General features: G+C 71.3%; 14 protein-coding genes. 9 read left to right on the plus strand and 5 right to left on the minus strand.

All coding sequences use genetic code 11. The features are described from left to right. The first annotated feature begins 86 nt into the window (after positions 1-86). The 9 genes from rfbB (at position 87) to ACZ68P_RS03850 (ending at position 12,890) form a co-directional block, all read left to right on the plus strand. Positions 87-1,076 carry a dTDP-glucose 4,6-dehydratase gene (rfbB, locus tag ACZ68P_RS03810; protein WP_365719451.1) on the plus strand — a complete coding sequence of 330 codons (990 nt, stop codon included), beginning with the start codon at positions 87-89 and terminating at the stop codon, positions 1,074-1,076. After that, the gene (rfbD, locus tag ACZ68P_RS03815) at positions 1,073-1,957 is read left to right on the plus strand and encodes a dTDP-4-dehydrorhamnose reductase (RefSeq protein WP_471002055.1); all 885 of its coding nucleotides are present in this window, start codon (positions 1,073-1,075) and stop codon (positions 1,955-1,957) included. The genes rfbB and rfbD overlap by 4 nt, the downstream gene beginning before the upstream one ends. Beyond that, a complete protein-coding gene (locus ACZ68P_RS03820; protein ID WP_471002057.1) occupies positions 1,954-3,222 on the plus strand; it encodes a lipopolysaccharide biosynthesis protein in 1,269 nt (422 codons plus the stop codon). Before rfbD ends, ACZ68P_RS03820 begins: the two co-directional genes overlap by 4 nt. A 154-nt stretch (positions 3,223-3,376) precedes the next feature. Further along, positions 3,377-3,775: a DUF2304 domain-containing protein gene (locus ACZ68P_RS03825; RefSeq protein ID WP_365719457.1), complete on the plus strand. Its 399-nt coding sequence runs from the start codon at positions 3,377-3,379 to the stop codon at positions 3,773-3,775. Continuing rightward, a complete protein-coding gene (locus ACZ68P_RS03830; RefSeq protein WP_471002060.1) occupies positions 3,772-4,503 on the plus strand; it encodes a glycosyltransferase family 2 protein in 732 nt (243 codons plus the stop codon). The genes ACZ68P_RS03825 and ACZ68P_RS03830 overlap by 4 nt, the downstream gene beginning before the upstream one ends. Before the next feature lie 5 nt (positions 4,504-4,508). Further along, positions 4,509-5,405, plus strand: a complete 897-nt coding sequence (locus tag ACZ68P_RS03835; protein ID WP_471002063.1) for a glycosyltransferase family 2 protein — start codon at positions 4,509-4,511, stop codon at positions 5,403-5,405. Between the two features lie 62 nt (positions 5,406-5,467). Then, positions 5,468-7,702 carry a bifunctional glycosyltransferase/CDP-glycerol:glycerophosphate glycerophosphotransferase gene (locus ACZ68P_RS03840; RefSeq protein WP_471002066.1) on the plus strand — a complete coding sequence of 745 codons (2,235 nt, stop codon included), beginning with the start codon at positions 5,468-5,470 and terminating at the stop codon, positions 7,700-7,702. Positions 7,703-7,773: 71 nt separating this feature from the next. Then, positions 7,774-11,358: a bifunctional glycosyltransferase/CDP-glycerol:glycerophosphate glycerophosphotransferase gene (locus tag ACZ68P_RS03845; RefSeq protein WP_471002069.1), complete on the plus strand. Its 3,585-nt coding sequence runs from the start codon at positions 7,774-7,776 to the stop codon at positions 11,356-11,358. 20 nt (positions 11,359-11,378) lie between these two features. Then, positions 11,379-12,890, plus strand: a complete 1,512-nt coding sequence (locus ACZ68P_RS03850; protein WP_471002071.1) for a DUF6020 family protein — start codon at positions 11,379-11,381, stop codon at positions 12,888-12,890. A gap of 118 nt (positions 12,891-13,008) precedes the next feature. Here ACZ68P_RS03850 and obgE read toward each other — a convergent pair whose 3' ends face one another. The 5 genes from obgE to ACZ68P_RS03875 form a co-directional block, all read right to left on the minus strand. Next, positions 13,009-14,448, minus strand: a complete 1,440-nt coding sequence (obgE, locus tag ACZ68P_RS03855) for a GTPase ObgE (protein ID WP_471002074.1) — start codon at positions 14,446-14,448, stop codon at positions 13,009-13,011. 129 nt (positions 14,449-14,577) lie between these two features. Beyond that, entirely contained in the window at positions 14,578-14,832 is a 255-nt protein-coding gene (rpmA, locus tag ACZ68P_RS03860) for a 50S ribosomal protein L27 (RefSeq protein WP_109498837.1), read from the minus strand. Positions 14,833-14,846: 14 nt separating this feature from the next. After that, a complete protein-coding gene (rplU, locus tag ACZ68P_RS03865) occupies positions 14,847-15,167 on the minus strand; it encodes a 50S ribosomal protein L21 (RefSeq protein ID WP_015033583.1) in 321 nt (106 codons plus the stop codon). A 253-nt stretch (positions 15,168-15,420) separates the two neighbouring features. Then, a complete protein-coding gene (galU, locus tag ACZ68P_RS03870) occupies positions 15,421-16,332 on the minus strand; it encodes a UTP--glucose-1-phosphate uridylyltransferase GalU (RefSeq protein ID WP_365720877.1) in 912 nt (303 codons plus the stop codon). A gap of 93 nt (positions 16,333-16,425) precedes the next feature. Continuing rightward, the coding region (locus tag ACZ68P_RS03875) for an Rne/Rng family ribonuclease (RefSeq protein WP_471002077.1) at positions 16,426-20,071 on the minus strand (3,646 nt) is incomplete at its 5' end.

The following is a 20,071-nucleotide window of genomic DNA, read 5'->3' on the forward strand; positions in this document are numbered from 1 at the left end:
CAGCCCCGGGGTCCCCGCCGCCACCGCACCGGTGACACCGGCCACTGAACAGGAGACGACGGGGAGACCATAGAATGGCGCCCCTTATGAAGATTCTCGTCACCGGCGGCGCCGGCTTCATCGGTTCTCAATTCGTGCGGGCACTCCTTCTCGGAGAACTGCCCTCGGGCGAAAACGCCCATGTCACGGTCCTGGACAACCTGACCTATTCGGGCAATGAGGCGAACCTCCTGCCGGTGGCCGACAAGGCGGGTTACACCTTCGTCCACGGCGACATCCGCGACCCCGGAGTCGTCGACGACGTGATGCGCGGCCAGGACGCCGTCGTGCACTTCGCTGCCGAGTCCCACGTGGACCGCTCGATCATGGACTCCTCCCCGTTCGTCACCACGAACGTGCTGGGTACGCAGGTCCTCCTGGACGCCGCCAAACGTCACGGCGTCGGGCGTTTCGTGCACGTCTCCACGGACGAGGTCTACGGCTCCATCGCCGAGGGCTCCTGGACGGAGGACTGGCCGCTCGCGCCGAACTCCCCGTACTCGGCCTCCAAGGCCGGCTCGGACCTGCTGGCGCTCTCGTACCACCGCACGCACGGCATGGACGTCGTCGTCACGCGCTGCTCCAACAACTACGGGCAGTACCACTTCCCCGAGAAGATGATCCCGCTGTTCACCACGAACCTGCTGGACGGGAAGAAGGTGCCGCTGTACGGCGAGGGCCTGAACATCCGTGACTGGCTGCACGTCTCCGATCACTGCCGGGGCATCGAGATGGTGCTGCGCGGCGGCCGGGCGGGTGAGGTGTACCACATCGGCGGCGGCACCGAGGTGACCAACAAGGAGCTCACCGGCATGCTCCTGGACGCCTGCGGCGCCGGCTGGGACATGGTCGAGCACGTCGCCGACCGCAAGGGTCACGACCTGCGCTACTCCCTGTCGATCGCCAAGATCCGCGACGAGCTCGGCTACACCCCCCTCGTCACCTTCGAGCAGGGCCTGGCCGACACCGTCGCCTGGTACCGCGAGAACCGCTCCTGGTGGGAGCCGCTCAAGGCGAAGGCGGCGCTGTCCGCATGACGCGCTGGCTGATCACGGGCGCGGCCGGGATGCTCGGCCGCGACCTGACCGAGGTCCTGCGGGAGAGCGGGGCGGAGTCCGTCACGGCGCTCACCCGGCATGAGCTGGACATCACCGACCCGGAGGCGGTCCGCACGGCCGTCGCCGGGCACGACGTCGTGGTCAACGCGGCGGCCTGGACCGACGTCGACGGCGCCGAGGCCGACGAGGCGGCGGCGACCCGGATCAACGGCGAGGGCGTCCGCGTCCTCGCCGGGGCCTGCGCCGAACAGGGCGCCGTCCTGCTCCAGGTCTCCACGGACTACGTCTTCCCGGGCGACGCCGACCGGCCGTACGAGCACGACGCCCCGACCGCGCCGGTGAACGCCTACGGCCGGAGCAAGCTGGCCGGCGAGGTCGCCGTCGCCGAGCTGCTGCCCGAGCGCGGCTACGTGGTGCGCACGGCGTGGCTGTACGGCGCGCACGGCCGCAACTTCGTCTCCACCATGCTCGGGCTCGCCCAGTCGCGCGAGAGCGTCGACGTCGTCGACGACCAGCGCGGCCAGCCGACCTGGACCCTCGCGCTCGCCCGTCAGCTGCGGGACCTGGGCGAGGCGGCGGTGGCGGGCAAGGCCCCGGCCGGCGTCTACCACGGCACGGCGACGGACACGGCGACCTGGTTCGACCTGGCGCGGGCCGCCTTCGAGCTGACCGGCCTGGACCCGGAGCGGGTGCGGCCGACCACCTCGGAGAAGTTCGTACGGCCGGCGCGCCGTCCCTCGTACAGCGTCCTGGCGCACGAGCGGTGGGCCGAGGCGGGCGTCGCCGCGCAGCCGCACTGGCGCGACCAGCTCGCCGAGGCGCTGCGGTCGACGGCCCTCGGCGGACGGCCGAGCGTGTGAGCCTGCTGGACCGCATCACCACGGCGCTCCCCCAGGGCACGGCCTTCGTCGGAGCGGGCACCGCCGTCCTCGGCGTCGCGAGCTACGTCCACCTCGCCGCGGCGGGCCACACGCTCGCCGTGGACGACATGGCGAGCTTCTCCGTCCTGTGGACGGTGGTCTTCTCCATCGGGCTGGGCCTGTTCTTCCCGGTCGAGCAGGAGATCACCCGGGTCGTCGCCTCGCGCGTCGTGGCCGGGGACGGGGCGCTGCCGGTGCTGCGCCGGGGCGCCGCGCTGTCCTTCGGGCTGCTCGCCGTGGTCCTCGTGCCGCTGGCGCTGTTCGGGCGGCGGCTCGCGGACCTCTTCTTCCACGGCGACATCGGCCTGGTGTACGCCCTGGGCGGGGCCTTCGCCGCGCTGGCCTTCGCGCACGTCACCCGTGGCGTGCTGGCGGGGCTCGGCCGGTTCCGGGCGTACGGCGTCCAGCTCGGTCTGGACGGCGGTCTGCGGATCGTGATGTCGCTGGCGCTGGCGCTGGCGGGTGTCCGGTCGGTCTTCGCCTTCGCGGCGGTGCTGACGGTGGCCCCGCTGATCGCGGTGCTCGTCACGCTCCGGCCGGTGTTCCAGGGGGCCCGTCCGGGCTCGGCGGCGCACTGGCGTGAGCTGATCGAACACCTGGGGCTGCTGGTCGGTTCGACGCTGCTCGCCCAGCTGCTGGTCAACATCGCGGTGATCAGTACGAAGCTGATCGCGACGGACGACAACGCGCTGGTCACCGCGCTCCTCGCGGCGCTGGTGCTCGCCCGGGTCCCGCTCTTCGTCTTCGGCGCGTTCCAGGTGTCGCTGCTGGCGGGGCTCTCCTCGGCGGCCGCCGAGGGCGACACGCAGGGTTACCGGCGGCTGCTCCTGCGGGCGGCGGCGATCACGGCCGGTCTGGGCGTGGCCGGCGGGCTCTGCGCGGTGGCGCTCGGGCCGCTGATGCTGCCCGTCCTCTTCGGTGCGCCGGACGTCCTCGGACCGCTGGACTTCGCGTGGCTCTCGATCGGCACGACGCTGTACATGCTGGCCATGGTGCTGGGGCAGGCACTGCTCACGAGCGGCGGCGCGCGGCAGCAGCTGATGGCGTGGATCGTGGGGACGGTCGTCCTGGTGGCGGTCACTCTCAGTCCGCTCGAACTGCGCACGAGGGTCGAGATCGCCTACGCCGCGGGGTCGCTCGCGGTCGTCACCAGCATGATTCTCGCCCTCCGCTCTCGTGTAGGCTACCGTTCGGTGCACTCATAGGAATGATCACCATTCCCTCACTCTCCGTAACCATCGCGGCGGACAGTGGACTGCAATTCAAGCGGCTCATTTCTCCCAGCCGCTCAGCCCGGAAGAGTAGACAGGCCCTTTCCATGAGTCGTCCGATACACCGGAGTCCGGCATGAAGTTGTGGATGCTGACTTCGGTCACCGGAGTCATTCTGGTCGCGTGCATCGTCGAGCTGCTGCGTCGGCGCAAGCTCAAGGAGAAGTACGCGTTCCTCTGGGTGATCACCGGCCTGGTGATCATCCCGCTCGGCTTCTTCCCGTCACTGCTCGACTCCGTCGCCCGCGCCGTGGGCGTCGCGTCGGGTGTCAGTCTCATCCTGTTCCTGAGCGTGGCGTTCCTGTTCATCGTCTGTCTCCAGCTCAGCTGGGAGGTCGGCCACCTCGAGGAGGAGGGCCGGACGCTGTCGGAGGAGGTCGCGCTGTTGCGACTGGACGTACGGGAACTGCGGTCGCAGGCCGCGGCCGCCCAGGAGGCGTCGGCCGCGGAGATGGCCGACTCGGGTGAGCAGGGGGCCGGCAAGTGATCGACGGCAAGCGCGTACTGATCATCATGCCCGCGTGGAACGAGGCCGACGGCGTCGCCGACGTCGTCAAGGAGGTCCACACCACGCTTCCGGGCGTCGACGTCCTCGTCGTGGACGACGGCTCCGCCGACAACACGTCCGCCGTGGCCCGTGACGCCGGCGCGACCGTGCTGACCCTGCCGTACAACCTCGGTGTCGGCGGCGCAATGCGCGCGGGCTACCGCTACGCGCACGACCGCGGCTACGACGTCGCCATCCAGGTCGACGCCGACGGCCAGCACGACCCGCGCAACGTTCCGGAGCTGCTGGAGCGCCTGGGCCGGTCCGACCTGGTCATCGGCGCGCGCTTCGCCGGCACGGGAGAGTACGAGACCCGCGGCCCGCGCAAGTGGGCGATGCTCGTCCTCGCGTTCTGGCTCTCGCGCATGGCCAAGTCGAAGCTCACCGACGTGACCTCCGGCTTCCGCGCCTGCAACCGCGACCTCATCGACGTGTTCGCGCACTGGTACCCCGTCGAGTACCTCGGCGACACGGTGGAGAGCACCATCGCCGTGGTCCGGGCCGGCTACCGCATCGAGCAGGTCCCGGTCGCCATGCGTCCCCGCGCGACCGGCACGCCCAGCCAGTCCCCCTGGAAGGCCACGCTCTACCTCGGCCGCATCGGCATGATCCTGCTGCTGGCGCTGAGCCGCCGCTCCGCCCTCGGCCCCGCGCACAAGGGCAGGTGACCGCTGTGGAGACGCTCGACATCATGCTGCCGCACTACGGCGACACCGGTCTGCTCCAGGCCGCCGTCCGCAGCGTGCTCGACCAGACCGACAAGGACTGGCGGCTGACCGTCGTCGACGACGGCCGCGAGGAGGGCGTCCCCGAGTGGTTCGCCTCCCTCGGCGACAGCCGGGTGCGCTACGAGCGCAACGAGCGCAACCTCGGCATCACCAAGAACTTCCGCAAGTGCGTGGAGCTGGTGGAGTCCACCCACTTCACCATGCTCGGCAGCGACGACCTGCTGATGCCCGTCTACGTGGCCACGATCCGCGCGGCCGTGGCCGCCGTCCCCGACGCGGCGATCTACCAGCCGGGCGTCGAGGTCATCGACGAGCACGGCAACCCCTCGACCACGCTCGGCGACGAGGTCAAGCGGCGGCTGTACGCGCCGAAGAACAACGGGAACCGCCTGGTCCTCTCCGGGGAGCCGCTCGCCGCCAACCTGCTCGGCGGCAACTGGCTGTACTTCCCCTCGATCGCCTGGCGCGCCGACATCGTCAAGGAGATCAGCTTCCGCGAGGACCTCTCGGTCATCCAGGACCTCGCGCTGATCATCGAGCTGATCCGGCGCGGCGAGAAGCTGGTGGTGGACCCGGCGACGGCGTTCCGCTACCGCCGCCACTCCGGCAGCCTCTCCTCCGCCGAGGCCATGACCGGCGCCCGCTTCGGCGAGGCCGTACGGTTCTTCAACGAGGTCGCCGACGACCTCGACCGGCACGGCTGGCCGAAGGCCGCGAAGGCCGCCCGCCGGCACCTGTCCATGCGTCTGCACGCGCTGACGCTGCTTCCCGGAGCCCTGCGGCAGCGCCAGTCGGCGGCGGTCCGCCGCCTGCTCGGCTACGCCCTGACCTCCACTCCGTGATCGTCCTCCCGGGGCGGCCGGACGCGGTCCGGCCGCCCCGCTGAACCTCCTCTGGTAGCCACATGACTCCTACGCAAGCAGCAGATCGGCCCGCCGTACCCCGGTTCAGCATCATCGTGCCGGCGTACGGCGTCGAGGCGTTTCTGCGCGACTGCCTCGACTCCGTGCTGAGCCAGTCCTTCGGGGACTTCGAGGTCATCGCCGTCAACGACGCCTCGCCCGACGCCTGCGGCGAGATCATGGACGAGTACGCCGCGCTGGACTCGCGGGTCGTCGCGGTCCAGCTCGCCGCCAACGTCGGCCTGGGCCGCGCCCGCAACGCCGGAATGGCCCGCGCCCGGGGCACGTACCTGCTCTTCCTGGACAGCGACGACACCATGCTGCCCGGCGCCCTGCAGGCGATCGCCCGGCGCCTGGAGGACACCGAGGACCCCGACCTGCTGGTCTTCGACTACTCCCGCACCCACTGGGACGGCCGGATCACCCCCAACGCGAAGGCCGCGGTCCTCGCCGAGAGCCCCCGGGGCGCCTTCACGCTGGACGAGAAGCCCGAGCTCCTCGGCCTGCTCCAGGTCGCCTGGAACAAGGCGTACCGCCGCGAGTTCGTGGAGCGCTGGGGCTTCGAGTACCCCACGGGCTACTACGAGGACACCCCCTGGACCTACCCGGTCATGGTGGCCGCCGAGCGGATCGCCGTCCTCCCCCGGGTCTGCGTCCACTACCGCCAGCGGCGCCAGGGCAGCATCCTGCACAGCAGGAGCCGCAAGCACTTCGACGTCTTCGACCAGTACGAGCTGGTGTTCGCCTTCCTGGCCGAGCACCCGCAGTTCGAGCGCTGGCACGGCGCCCTCTTCGAGCGCATGCTGACGCACCTCCGGGTGATCGAGCGCTCCCCCGGCCGGCTCCCGGACGACGCCCGCGAGGAGTTCCGCACCCGCTGCCTGGCCGCCGAGCGCGCCCACCGCCCCGCCGGATACACACCGCCGCAGGGCTCGACGTCCACGGCCCGCAAGGTCGCCACCCGGCTGCCCGTGCCGCTGCGCAAGGCCGCCCGCGGCGCCTACCGGTCGGCCCGCAAGCTGCGCAAGGCCCCGCGCAAGCTGCGCAAGCCGTTGCGCACGGCCGTCCTGGCCGGCTACTACCGCGCCCAGCGCATGCTGCCGGTCCAGAACGACGTCGCCGTCTTCGCCGCGTACTGGAACACCGACTACGCCTGCAACCCGGCGGCGGTCCACCAGAAGCTCCTCGAACTGGCCCCCAAGGTCAGGACGACCTGGATCCTGAAGCCCGGCGCGCGCAACACCCCGCCGCCCGGCACGAACGTCGTCCACCCCGGCTCCTTCGCCTTCTGGCGCGCGATGGCCCGGGGCAAGTACTTCGTGAACAACGTGAACTTCCCCACTCGCGTCGTCAAGCGGCCGGGCCAGATCCACGTGCAGACGCACCACGGCACCCCGCTGAAGCGCATGGGCGTGGACCTGGCCGACTACCCCGTGGCCCAGGGCGACCTCGACATGAAGTCGCTGATGCGGCGGGTCGACCGCTGGGACTACAGCATCTCGGCGAACAGCTTCACCACCGCGATCTGGGACCGCGCCTACCCCGCCGAGTACACCCCGCTGGACTACGGCTACCCGCGCAACGACGTCCTCGTGAACGCCACCGAGAAGGACCGGGCGAAGGCCCGCGAGAAGGTCGGCGTGCCCGCCGGCTCGACGGTCGTGCTCTACGCGCCGACCCACCGCGACTACCACGCCGGCCCCCGCCCGATGCTGGACCTGGAGCGCTTCGCCCACCAGCTCGGCGAGGGCTACACCGTCCTGTCGCGCGCCCACTACTTCCACCTGGAAGCACCCGCGGACGGCGGCGCGGCCGGCCACGGCATCGTCGACGTCAGCGGCTACCCCTCGGTCGAGGAGCTGTACCTCGCGGCCGACTGCCTGCTGACGGACTACTCCTCGCTGATGTTCGACTACGCGCACCTGGACCGGCCCATCGTGGTCTTCGCCAACGACTGGGAGGTCTACCGCGCCACCCGCGGCACCTACTTCGACATCCACGTCGAATCTCCGGGCCCCGTGGTGGAAACCGAGGAGGACCTGCTCGACGTCTTCCTCTCCGGACGCTGGTCGGACGAGGCGTCCGCCAAGGCGCGGGCGGAGTTCCGCAGACGTTTCTGTGAGTTCGACGACGGTTTCGCCGCGGAGCGTGTGGTGCGAAAGGTCTTCCTGAACCAGGAGAATGTACCGCCGGTGGCGCTCCCCACGGAGCGCCCGAGCCCTCCCGCACGAGGCTAGAGCTACCGTGTCCGGCGAGCCCGGCCGCCGCCGTCACGAACGAACACCTTGAGGAAAGGCGCAGTACCCCCATGCCTCCCCGCCTGTCAGTAGTCGTTCCCGTTTACAACGTGGAGCTCTTTCTCGACGAGTGTCTGCAGTCGCTCGTCGACCAGACGTTCACCGACTGGGAAGCCATCGTCGTCGATGACGGTTCCTCCGATGGCAGCCTCGCGATCGCACGACGCTGGGCGGCGAAGGACGCGCGTTTCCGTGTGGTCGAGCAGGAGAACAAGGGGCTGGGCCCCGCCCGGAACACCGGTGTCGCGCATCTCACCGCCGGCACCGAGTTCCTCGCGTTCGTCGACAGCGACGACATCGTCCTGCCGGACGCCTACGAGCGCTGCATCGCCAGCCTGGAGAAGAGCGGCTCCGACTTCGTCAGCGGAAACGTGAACCTCCTCAAGGCCGGCGAGGTCCTTCCCTCGCCGCTCCACGAGAAGCGCCTGGGCACGGACCGCACGCGGACGCACATCACCCGTGACAAGGCCCTCGTCTACGACCGCACCGCCTGGAACAAGGTCTTCCGCCGGTCGTTCTGGGACCGTCACGCGTTCGAGTTCCCCGGCATCCTCTACGAGGACGCCCCGGTCACCCTTCCGGCTCACTTCCGGGCCTCCTCCGTGGACGTGCTCGGCGCCCCCATCTACCTGTGGCGCCAGCGGACCGGCGGCGCCCCGTCGATCACCCAGCGCCGCACCGAGCCGGTCAACGTCCGCGACCGGATCCGCTCGTGCGACTCCGTGAGCCGCTTCCTGGCCTCCCAGCCCGGCGAGACGTACGCGGAGCACAAGCGCTGGTACGACGAGATCTTCGTCAGCGACGAGCTGCCCCTGTTCATGGGCGTCCTCGACGAGGCGGGTGACGAGTTCCGCACGCTGTTCATGTCCGGGGCCGCCGACTTCCTCAGCCGGGTCGACCCGCGGATCATGCCGCGGCTGACCGTCTCGCTGCGGCTGAAGTGCCACCTGATCTCCGAAGGCCGCCTGGAGGAGCTCCTCGACCTCCTCGCCTTCGAGCGCGAGACCGGCCGCGCGGTCCCCGTGACCCGCCAGGGTCTGCGCCACTTCGCCGACTACCCGGTCATCGACCGGGCCAAGGGCGACGTCCCGCGCCAGGTCCTCCGCGTCGACTCCGACTTCTCGGCCCGCGCCCGCGTCGAAGAGGTCATCTGGCGCGACGGCCGGCTGCACATCGACGGCCACGCCTACATCCGCAACCTCTCGGCCGAGAAGCCCCGGCCGGCGCTGCGCGTCCTCATGCTGCGCGAGACCGGCAGCCGCCGCACCGTGCTCGTCCGCCCCAGCCGCACCCAGGCGCCCAAGGCCACCCAGACCTCGGGCCAGTCGCTGCACAACTACGACTGGTCGGGCTTCGCCCTCGACCTCGACCCGGGCAAGCTCAAGGCACGCGGCGGCTGGCGCGACGGTGTCTGGCGGCTGACCGTCGCCACCGTGCAGCAGGGCGTGGTACGCCGTACGCGCCTCAAGGCCGGCGAGAGCGGCAACGCCGAGAGCCCGGCCCAGTACTGGGTGGAGGACGACGTCCGGGTCGTGCCGTACGTCGTCGACAGCCACCTCTACGTCCGCGTCGACCGGGTGCGCGCCCGGCTGAGCGCCCACCGCGCCGTGGACGGCGCGATCGAGCTGACCGGTGTCCTCGGCCACGAGGCCGCGGCGGCCGGCACCGCCGCCACGCTGCGCCTGACGCACGCGACCTCCGGCACCAAGCGGGAGTACCCGGTCACCCGGACGGCCGCGGCCTCGGGCGCCCAGGAGTTCTCCGTACGGGTCCCGCTCGCCGACCTGGACGTCGAGGGACGCGACTCGGAGAACCCCGAGGTCACCGACAAGTGGTCGGCCGAGCTGGTCCTCGCCGGAGGCCGGAAGTTCCCGGTCGCGGTGGACGACAAGCACGGCGACCTGGGCCGCCAGCACCCGGTCACCGCGGACGCCACCGCCCCCTGGGGCACCCGGGCCGTCGCCGTGACCAACGACGGTGTCGGCCGTCTGGTGCTGCGCACCCAGCCGGTCCAGCCCATGGTCGGCACCGTCACCGTCACCCCCGAGGGCCGGATCGTCCTGGAGGGCTCCGTGCCCGCCACCGTGGACGAGCCGGTCGAGCTGGTGCTGCGCCACAGCCGCCACGCGGAGGAGCACGCCCACCCGGTCACCGTCGAGGACGGCGTGTTCCGGGCCGACTTCCTGCCCGTCCCCACCGGGATCACCGAGGTCCCGCTGCGCCAGGGCCGCTGGTACCTCTTCGCCCGCACCGCCGAGAGCCGCTTCGAGGTACCCCTCCGGGTCGTTCCGGCCTCCCTGCCCCAGCTGCCGGTCGGCTTCACCGTCCGCGGCCGGGACTACACCCTCACGCACCGCTTCTACGACCGGCTGCTCGTCGAGGCCGCCCCCGACCTCGGCACGGAGGAGTTCGGCTGGTACCGCCAGCGCGAGCTGCGGACCAAGCTGTACGCCGAGGCGCGCACCGCGCCCCTGCGGGACACCGTGCTCTACGCGTCCTTCTCCGGCCGCCAGTACTCCGACTCGCCGCGCGCGGTCTACGAGGAGCTGCTGCGCCAGGGCTCGGACCTGGAGCACGTGTGGGTCGTGGAGGACCGCCGGGCCCACATCCCGGAGGGCGTCAAGGTCATCCGCCGGTGGAGCCGCGAGTGGTACGAGGCCCTGGGCCGCAGCCGCTTCATCGTCACCAACACCCACCTGCCGCACTGGATCAGGCGCCGCGACGGCCAGGTGATCGTGCAGACGTGGCACGGCACCCCGCTCAAGCGGATCGGTCACGACATCGACAGCGTGCAGTTCGCCGACCGCAAGTACCTCTCCAAGGTCGCCGAGGAGACGCCGAGCTGGAGCTTCCTCGTCTCCCCCAACCGTTTCTCGACGCCCATCATGAAGCGGGCGTTCCGGTACGACGGGGAGATCCTGGAGTCCGGCTACCCGCGCAACGACGTCCTGCTGTCCGACAAGACGGAGGACGTGACGCGCGCCGTGCGCGAGCGGATCGGTCTGCCCGAGGGCAAGAAGGTCGTGCTGTACGCGCCGACCTGGCGGGACGACCAGTTCTACCAGGCGGGCAACTACAAGTTCGATCTGCGCCTGGACGTCGAGAAGGCCGCCGCGCGACTGGGCGAGGACCACGTCCTGCTGGTCCGCAAGCACTCGAACATCGTCGACGCCGTCCCCGGCGCGGGCGACGGCTTCGTCTACGACGTCTCCAGCTACCCCGACATCGCCGAACTGTTCCTGATCACCGACGTGCTGATCACGGACTACTCCTCCCTGATGTTCGACTTCGCGAACACGGGACGGCCGATGCTCTTCTTCACGTACGACCTCGAGTACTACCGGGACCAGCTCCGCGGCTTCTACTTCGACTTCGAGAAGCGTGCTCCCGGCCCGCTGCTCCAGACCTCCGACGAACTCATCGAGGCCCTGGCCGACATCGAGCGCATCAGCGCCGGATACACCGAGGCATACGGTGAGTTCCGGGACGTCTTCTGCGACCTCGACGACGGCCACGCCTCCGAGCGCGTGATCCGACGGATGCTGGAACTGGCGTACCCCGACCGAACGTCCACCGATCCCGCGGAGAAGCGTTGAGACTGCCGACCATTCCCTACGTGAGCGAGCGGCTGGAACGGATCCCGGCTCAGCGGCGGCTGCCCCTCGCGGTGTACGCCGTCACCCAGGTCGTCTTCCTGGTCTGGTGGGCGGCCTTCTACCCGGGCGGGATGAGCTACGACTCCATCTCGTACGTCTGGCACGTCACCACCGGCCACTGGATGTCGAACCACTCGGTGGCCTACGACGGCCTGGTGTGGCTCTCGCTCCAGATCACCGGTGACCTCGCCGCGCTCACCTTCCTGCAGACCGTGGCGATGGCCGCGTCCCTCGCCTATGTGACGGTGACGCTGCGCCAGTTCGGCGTACGGGGCAAGTGGAGTGCGACGGCCGCGATCGCGTGCGCGGTGCTGCCCTCCATCGGCGCCTTCACCGTGTTCGTGTGGAAGGACGTGCCCTTCGCCATCGGCGGGATCCTCGCCTTCGGCGCGGCCGGCCGCCTCGCGGCACGGCGCATGCGGGGCGAACAGTCCGTCCGGGACAAGGCGTTCCGCAACGAGATCGCGGTCCTCTTCCTCGGCTTCGTGTGCATGGGGATCTTCCGGAACAACGGCCTGCTCGTCGCCGTCATCGCCGTTCCGGTGCTGCTGCTCGTCCTGCCGAAGATGCGGCGCTGGCTGCTGTTCGCGACCGTCGTGCCGGTGCTCATCGCGGCGGTCCTCAACACCGTGATCTACCCGGCCATGGGGGTGCAGACGCCCACCAAGGACCAGGTGTACGCGATGAACTACGCGGACATCGCTGTGGTCTACGGCAAGGTCCCGCAGACCTTCACCAAGGCCGACAAGGAGCTGATGGCGAAGGTCGCTCCGATGGACCACTGGAGCGGGCGCGCGGCGAACTGCTACAACGCCGACTGGGCGATGCAGAAGCCGATGAACCGCAAGGCGGCGGCGAGGCTCAACAGCGAGCTGATCGACCTGTGGGTGCGGACCATGAAGCGCACGCCGGACCAGATGATCGCGGCGCGCCTGTGCCGCTCGCACATCGCCTGGTCCCCGTTCCCCGGGCCGCGGGAGATGATGGGCCACACGCTGATCAGCCCGCCGGCGGTGCCGAAGAACCTCTTCGGCTGGGCGGACTGGAACGAAGACATGAAGGACAGCCCGTACCGCCCGCTGCTCAAGATCCGTCCGCTGTCGGAGACGCTGAACGACGCGGCGTACTTCACGTGGATGGCCAGCAAGACGCCGCAGCTCCAGTGGCTGCTGTTCCGGGGTGCGATCTGGTGCTACGCGGCGTACGCGGTCGTGCTGGCGTTCTCCCGCCGCAACCGGACCTGGACGCCGCTCGCGCTCATCGCGATCCCGCTGGCGCTGCAGCTGACGGTGGTGGCCGCGAACCCGGCCCCGCTGGCCCGCTACATGTTCGCGCCGATGTTCATCGGCATCCTGACGCTCCCGCTGATCGGCGCGAAGCCCCGCTTCGGCAAGCAGGGCACGCGGAAGCCGTCGGCGTCGGAGCCGAAGCCCCAGCACGACCCGGAGCCCGAACCCGAACGGGTCCACTGACGGTTCCATGACGACGAGGGGCCCGGCCGGTGACGGCCGGGCCCCTCGTCGTTCCCGGGGACGTAAACGGCGCCGCGCCGGACTCCGACGGAGTCCGGCGCGGCGCCGTTCGGCCCGGCTAGAAGGGGTCGAACTCGTCGAACTCCCGCTGTGCCTCATCCCGCTCGGCGTCCTTGTCGCGGCGGCGCTGGGCGGCCGGTCGCGGGGCCTCCAGGCGGTGGTCCTCGCCTCGGCGGCCGAGCATCTCGGCACCGGCCATCATCGTGGGCTCCCAGTCGAAGACGACCGCGTTCTCCTCGGAGCCGATCGCGACGCCGTCGCCCGCGCGGGCGCCCGCCTTCATCAGCGCGTCCTCGACACCGAGGCGGTTGAGGCGGTCGGCCAGGTAGCCGACGGCCTCGTCGTTGTTGAAGTCGGTCTGGCGGACCCAGCGCTCCGGCTTCTCGCCGCGCACCCGGTACACGTCCTCTTCCTCCTCGTACGTGACCGTGAAGCCGGTGTCGTCGACCGCCTTCGGGCGGATGACGATGCGGGTCGCCTCCTCCTTCGGCTTGGCCGCGCGCGCCTTGGCCACGATCTCGGCCAGGGCGAAGGACAGCTCCTTCAGACCCGTGCGCGCCACGGCGGACGCTTCGTAGACCTTGTAGCCGCGGGCCTCCAGGTCCGGGCGGATCATGTCCGCGAGGTCCTGGCCGTCCGGGATGTCGATCTTGTTGAGGACGACGAGCCGCGGCCGGTCGTCGAGCCCGCCGTACTGCTTCAGCTCCTCCTCGATGACGTCGAGGTCGGAGACGGGGTCGCGGTCCGACTCCAGCGTCGCCGTGTCCAGGACGTGCACCAGCACCGAGCAGCGCTCGACGTGGCGCAGGAACTCGAGACCCAGTCCGCGGCCCTGGCTGGCGCCCGGGATCAGACCCGGCACGTCGGCGATCGTGTAGACGGTCGAGCCGGCGGTGACCACGCCCAGGTTCGGGACCAGCGTGGTGAAGGGGTAGTCCGCGATCTTCGGCTTGGCGGCCGACAGGACGGAGATGAGCGACGACTTGCCGGCGCTCGGGTAGCCCACCAGGGCCACGTCGGCGACGGTCTTCAGCTCCAGGACGATGTCGCCCAGGTCGCCGGGCTCGCCGAGCAGCGCGAAGCCGGGGGCCTTGCGGCGCGCCGACGCGAGCGCCGCGTTGCCGAGGCCGCCGCGGCCGCCCTGGGCGGCCACGAACGTGGTGCCCTCGCCGACCAGGTCCGCGAGGACGTTGCCCTGCTTGTCGAGGACGACGGTGCCGTCGGGCACGGTCAGGACGAGGTCCTGGCCGTCCTTGCCGGAGCGGTTGCCGCCCTCACCGGGCTTGCCGTTGGTCGCCTTGCGGTGGGGCGAGTGGTGGTACTCGAGGAGCGTGGTGACGGACTGGTCGACGACCAGGATCACGTCGCCGCCACGGCCGCCGTTGCCGCCGTCGGGGCCGCCGAGCGGCTTGAACTTCTCCCGGTGAACGGAGGCGCAGCCGTGGCCTCCGTTACCCGCGGCGACGTGCAGCTCGACGCGGTCCACGAAGGTGGTCATGGGTGTGCCTCCATTGATGGGGGTCCCGGCCGAACGCCGGGGAAGTACGGAATGTCTCTACGTCAACACGCGAAAGGCGGACCCGCTTCCCCGTACGGGAAGTGAGGTCCGCCTCCGCAAAAGAACCGATCAGGCGACCGGAACGATGTTCACGACCTTGCGGCCACGGTGGGTGCCGAACTGCACCGCACCGGCGTTGAGCGCGAACAGCGTGTCGTCGCCGCCGCGGCCGACGCCCGAGCCCGGGTGGAAGTGGGTGCCACGCTGGCGGACCAGGATCTCACCGGCGCTGACGACCTGACCGCCGAAGCGCTTCACGCCGAGCCGCTGAGCATTGGAGTCGCGACCGTTCCGAGTGGACGATGCGCCCTTCTTGTGTGCCATCTCTCCTCAGTCCCTTACTTCGCAGCCGCGGGGATGCCGGTGACCTTGATCGCCGTGTACTGCTGGCGGTGGCCCTGGCGACGGCGGTAACCGGTCTTGTTCTTGTAGCGAAGGATGTCGATCTTCGCGCCCTTGTGGTGGTCCACGACCTCGGCCGTGACCTTGATGCCGGCCAGGACCCACGGGTCGCTGGTCACGGCGTCGCCGTCGACAACGAGCAGGGTCGAGAGCTCGACCGTGTCGCCAACCTTGGCAGTGGAAATCTTGTCAACCTCAACGATGTCGCCGACAGCAACCTTGTGCTGGCGACCACCGCTGCGCACGATGGCGTACACGCGGATCTCTCTCTCACTCGGGAACGGACCCCTGATGCCAGCCGCTCACACGGGCCGGGGCCCGCGGTGATCCGGAAATGGACGAGCGGCCTCTCCCGGCTGACCGGGAGGAGGGTGCTCAGGGGAGTGGCGCGCCATACGACACGCCGACGGTCAAGGTTACGGGCCCGTGCCGCAAGGGGTCAAATTCGGCGGTCCGGCCCGCTTCGGCCACGCGTCACGCCGCGGTGACGCGCCACGGCGTGGCCGTCGGTCACGCTTCGGCGGTCTCCTCGACGAAGGCGCGCAGCCAGGTGCGGAACTCGGGGCCGAGGTCCTCGCGCTCGCAGGCGAGCCGCACGATCGCCCGCAGGTAGTCCCCGCGGTCGCCCGTGTCGTAACGGCGCCCCTTGAACACCACACCGTGCACGGGCCCGCCCACGGCCTCGTCGCGCGCCAGGGTCTCCAGGGCGTCGGTCAGCTGGATCTCGCCGCCACGGCCGGGCTCGGTCTCGCCGAGGACGCCGAAGACGGCCGGGTCCAGGACGTAGCGGCCGATCACGGCGTAGCTGCTCGGCGCATCGGCCGGGTCCGGCTTCTCCACGAGACCGGTGACGCGGACGACGTCGGCGTCCTCGGTCGGCTCGACGGCGGCGCAGCCGTAGAGGTGGATCTGGGCCGGGTCCACCTCCATCAGCGCGATCACGCTGCCGCCGCGCTGGGTGAGGACCTCCAGCATCCGGGCGAGCAGGGGGTCGCGGGGGTCGATCAGGTCGTCGCCCAGGAGGACGGCGAAGGGCTCGTCCCCCACGTGCGGGGCGGCGCAGAGCACGGCGTGCCCGAGGCCGCGCGGGTCGCCCTGCCGGACGTAGTGCATGGTGGCGAGCTCGCTCGACTCCTGCACCTTCGCCAGCCGCTCCTCGTCGCCCTTGCGGGTGAGGGCGGACTCCAGCTCGTGGTTCCGGTCGAAGTGGTCCTCGAGGGGGCGCTTGTTGCGTCCCGTGACCATCAGAACGTCGGCCAGACCCGCTGACACCGCCTCCTCGACCACGTACTGGATGGCCGGCTTGTCGACGACGGGCAGCATCTCCTTGGGAGTCGCCTTCGTCGCGGGCAAGAACCGCGTGCCCAGACCGGCTGCAGGGATGACGGCCTTGCGGACGCGCGTGGTGGGGATGTTGTTCATCGGGCTGGTTCCTGTTTTCCGAATCGTGTCAAAGCCGTGTGGGCCGTCCTCGGGCGAGGACGGCCCACACGGGCCGGCTGCGTCGGTGCCCCGTCAGTCCTGCGCGGGGGCGGCGGTCTTCTTGGCAGCCGTCTTCTTGGCGGTCGTCGTCTTCTTGGCAGCCGTCTTCTTGGCCGTCGCCGTCTTCTTGGCGGCCGTCTTCTTGGCCGTCGTCGTCGTCTTCTTCGCGGTCTTGCGGGCCGTCTTCTTGGCCGGGGCGGCAGCCTCGGCCTCGACGTCGGCCTCGGCCGCCGGCTCGGACGCCTCACCCGCGGGTGCGGCGGCGGCCGGGGTCTCGACCACCACGACGGCGGCCTCCTCGGCGCCCGCCGGGGAACCGGCGGGAGCGGTGACCTTGCGGACCACACGGCGACGGGCCTTCGGCGGGGCGGCCACGGGGGTCTCCTCGACGACCGGCGCGGCGACGGGCTCGGCCTCGGGCTCGGGCTCGACGACCGGCTCGGGCGCGAGCTCCGCGACCGGGGTCACGGGCTCGGGCTCGACGACCGGCGCCGGGGCCGGCGAACCGGCCGGGGCCGTCGCCTTGCGGGTGGCACGGCGACGGGTCCGCGGCGCCGGAGCGGCAGGCTCCGCCACCACCGGCGTCTCGGCCACGGGCTCCGGCACGGGCTCCACGACGGGCTCGGGCGCGGCCTCCACGACCGGCTCGGGCTCGACGACGGGCGCGGGCGCCGGCGCGGGCTCGACGACCGGCGGACCGGCCGGCGCGGAGACCTTGCGGGTCGCGCGGCGACGGCCACGGCCACGCGTGGCGGCGGCCTCGGCCTCGGCGGCGCTGCTGTACAGCTCCTCGTCCGGGCGGAAGGGCTCCTCCACGGCGACCGGCGCGGCGACCTCGGCGGCCAGCTCGGCCTCCGTCTCCACGGTCTCGGCCTCGGCGGGCTCCACCGTCAGGGTGTCCTCGGCGTGGTCGTGGTCGTGCTCGAGGTGCTCGGCACCGCCACGGCCCCGCTTCTTGGCGCGCTTGCCGCCACCGCCGCCACCCGGGGCGGTCGGCTGCTCCATGTGGACGATGACACCGCGGCCGTTGCAGTGGACGCAGGTCTCGGAGAAGGACTCCAGCAGACCCTGGCCCACCCGCTTGCGGGTCATCTGCACCAGGCCGAGCGAGGTGACCTCGGCCACCTGGTGCTTGGTGCGGTCCCGGCCCAGGCACTCCAGGAGGCGGCGCAGCACCAGGTCGCGGTTGGACTCCAGGACCATGTCGATGAAGTCGATGACGACGATGCCGCCCAGGTCGCGCAGGCGCAGCTGGCGCACGATCTCCTCGGCCGCTTCGAGGTTGTTCCTCGTCACGGTCTCCTCGAGGTTGCCGCCCTGGCCGGTGAACTTGCCGGTGTTGACGTCGACGACGATCATCGCCTCGGTCTTGTCGATCACCAGCGACCCACCGCTCGGCAGCCAGACCTTGCGGTCCAGCGCCTTCATCAGCTGCTCGTCGATCCGGTACGTCGCGAAGACGTCGACCTCGCTCGTCCACTTGGACAGGCGGTCGGTCAGGTCCGGGGCGACGTGGTTGACGTACCCGTGGATGGTCTCCCAGGCGTCGTCACCGCTGACGATGACCTTGGAGAAGTCCTCGTTGAAGATGTCGCGGACGACACGGACGGTCATGTCCGGCTCGCCGTAGAGCAGGGTCGGCGCGTTGGAGCCGCTGCCGCCCTTCGCCTTCTTCTGGATCTCCTCCCACTGCCCCTGCAGACGCTCGACGTCGCGGCGCAGCTCGTCCTCGCTCGCGCCCTCGGCGGCGGTGCGCACGATGACGCCCGCGTCCTCGGGAACGATCTTCTTGAGGATGGTCTTCAGACGGGCGCGCTCGGTGTCCGGGAGCTTGCGGCTGATGCCGGTCATCGAGCCCTCGGGGACGTACACGAGGTAGCGCCCGGGCAGGGACACCTGACTCGTCAGACGCGCGCCCTTGTGGCCGATCGGGTCCTTGGTCACCTGGACGAGGACGGACTGGCCGGACTTGAGGGCGGTCTCGATGCGGCGCGGCCCGTTGGCCATGCCGAGCGCCTCGAAGTTGACCTCACCGGCGTACAGGACGGCGTTGCGGCCCTTGCCGATGTCGACGAAGGCGGCCTCCATGGACGGCAGGACGTTCTGGACCTTGCCCAGGTAGACGTTGCCGACGTACGAGGTGGCCTGCTCCTTGTTGACGTAGTGCTCGACGAGCACGTTGTCTTCCAGGACGCCGATCTGGGTGCGCTCGCCGTTCTGGCGGACGACCATGACGCGCTCGACGGCCTCGCGGCGGGCCAGGAACTCGGCCTCGGTGATGATCGGGACGCGACGGCGGCCCTGTTCACGGCCTTCGCGACGGCGCTGCTTCTTCGCCTCCAGACGCGTGGAGCCCTTGATGGACTGCACCTCGTCGGACGGCTCGGCCTTCTCACGGGCCGGGCGGGGCTCGCGGACCTTGACGACCGTACGGACGCCGTCCTCGTCGCCCGCCTCGGACTCGCCGGAGGCGTCACCGCTGCGGCGGCGACGACGGCGACGGCGGCGCGAGCTGCTGGTGCCGGCGGCGGAGGGGGTGCCGTCCTCGTCCTCGTCGGCGTCGGACTCCTCGTCGGCGTCCTCGTCCTCGGCGTGGGGCTCCTCCGCCTCTTCGGCCTCGTCGGCCTCGTCCGCCTCGGAAAGCTCGCCGCGACGACGGCGACGGCCGCCACGGCGGCGACGGCGGGAGGGGCGGTCCTCGTACTCGTCGGTCTCGTCGGCCTCGGCCTCGGGCTCCTCCGCCTCGACCTCGGGCTCGTCGGCGACGGTGGCCGGCACGGGCTCGACGGCGACCGGCTCGGCGGCGACGTGCTCGGCGGCGGGCTCGCCACGACGACGACGGCGGCGACGGCCGGCGGGCTCGGGACGCTCGACGGCCTCGACGACCGGCTCGGGAGCGGTCTCGACCGTCTCCTCCTCGTCCTCCTCCACGGCCTCGGCGGCAGCGGCGGCGGCCGCGGTCTCCGGGGTCTGGAACATCGGCTCGGTGAAGACCGGAGCCTGGAAGACGGCGACGGCGGGGCGCGCGGCACGGCGACCGCGGGGGGTCTCCTCGGCCTGCGGGGCGACGACCGGCTCGGCGGTGAACTGCGGCGAGGAGGCGCGACGGCGGGTACGGCCGCGGGTGGCGGCCTTCTCGGCGGCGGCGACCTCGGGCTCGGTCTCGCCGGCGGTGATCTGCTCGACGGTCTCCTGCGGCAGGCTCTCGCCGGCCGGAGCGGTGGTGGTCTCGGGCGAGGTCGCCTTACGGGTGGCGCGGCGACGGGTCCGCGGCGCGGGCGCGGCGGGCTCCTCGACCGGCGTCTCCACGGCCGGAGCGGCCTCGACCGGAGCGGACGCCTCGGCCACGACCTCGGCGGGCTGCTCCGCCGGCGCCTCCGGAGAGGTGGCCTTACGGGTAGCACGGCGACGGGCACGCGGCGCGGGAGCCGCGGGCTCCTCCACCGGCGCCGCCTCGGCGGGCGTCTCGGCGGCGGGCGTCTCGGCGGGCGTCTCCACGACGGCCTCGGCGGGCTGCTCGGCGGAGGTCGCCTTACGGGTGGCGCGGCGACGGGTCCGCGGCGCGGGCGCGGCGGGCTCCTCCACCGGCGTCTCCACGGCCGGAGCGGCCTCGACCGGAGCGGACGCCTCGGCCACGACCTCGGCGGGCTGCTCCGCCGGCGCCTCCGGAGAGGTGGCC

The organism is Streptomyces sp. NPDC036822, assembly GCF_055609145.1.

What these genes read in the sequence shown, in the direction of transcription:
- obgE (WP_471002074.1), bottom strand. Translation starts at nt 14,448, where the DNA reads ATGACCACCTTCGTGGACCGCGTCGAGCTGCACGTCGCCGCGGGTAAC.
- ACZ68P_RS03825 (WP_365719457.1), top strand. Translation starts at nt 3,377, where the DNA reads ATGCTGACTTCGGTCACCGGAGTCATTCTGGTCGCGTGCATCGTCGAG.
- galU (WP_365720877.1), bottom strand. Translation starts at nt 16,332, where the DNA reads ATGAACAACATCCCCACCACGCGCGTCCGCAAGGCCGTCATCCCTGCA.
- ACZ68P_RS03840 (WP_471002066.1), top strand. Translation starts at nt 5,468, where the DNA reads ATGACTCCTACGCAAGCAGCAGATCGGCCCGCCGTACCCCGGTTCAGC.
- rpmA (WP_109498837.1), bottom strand. Translation starts at nt 14,832, where the DNA reads ATGGCACACAAGAAGGGCGCATCGTCCACTCGGAACGGTCGCGACTCC.
- rfbB (WP_365719451.1), top strand. Translation starts at nt 87, where the DNA reads ATGAAGATTCTCGTCACCGGCGGCGCCGGCTTCATCGGTTCTCAATTC.
- ACZ68P_RS03845 (WP_471002069.1), top strand. Translation starts at nt 7,774, where the DNA reads ATGCCTCCCCGCCTGTCAGTAGTCGTTCCCGTTTACAACGTGGAGCTC.
- rfbD (WP_471002055.1), top strand. Translation starts at nt 1,073, where the DNA reads ATGACGCGCTGGCTGATCACGGGCGCGGCCGGGATGCTCGGCCGCGAC.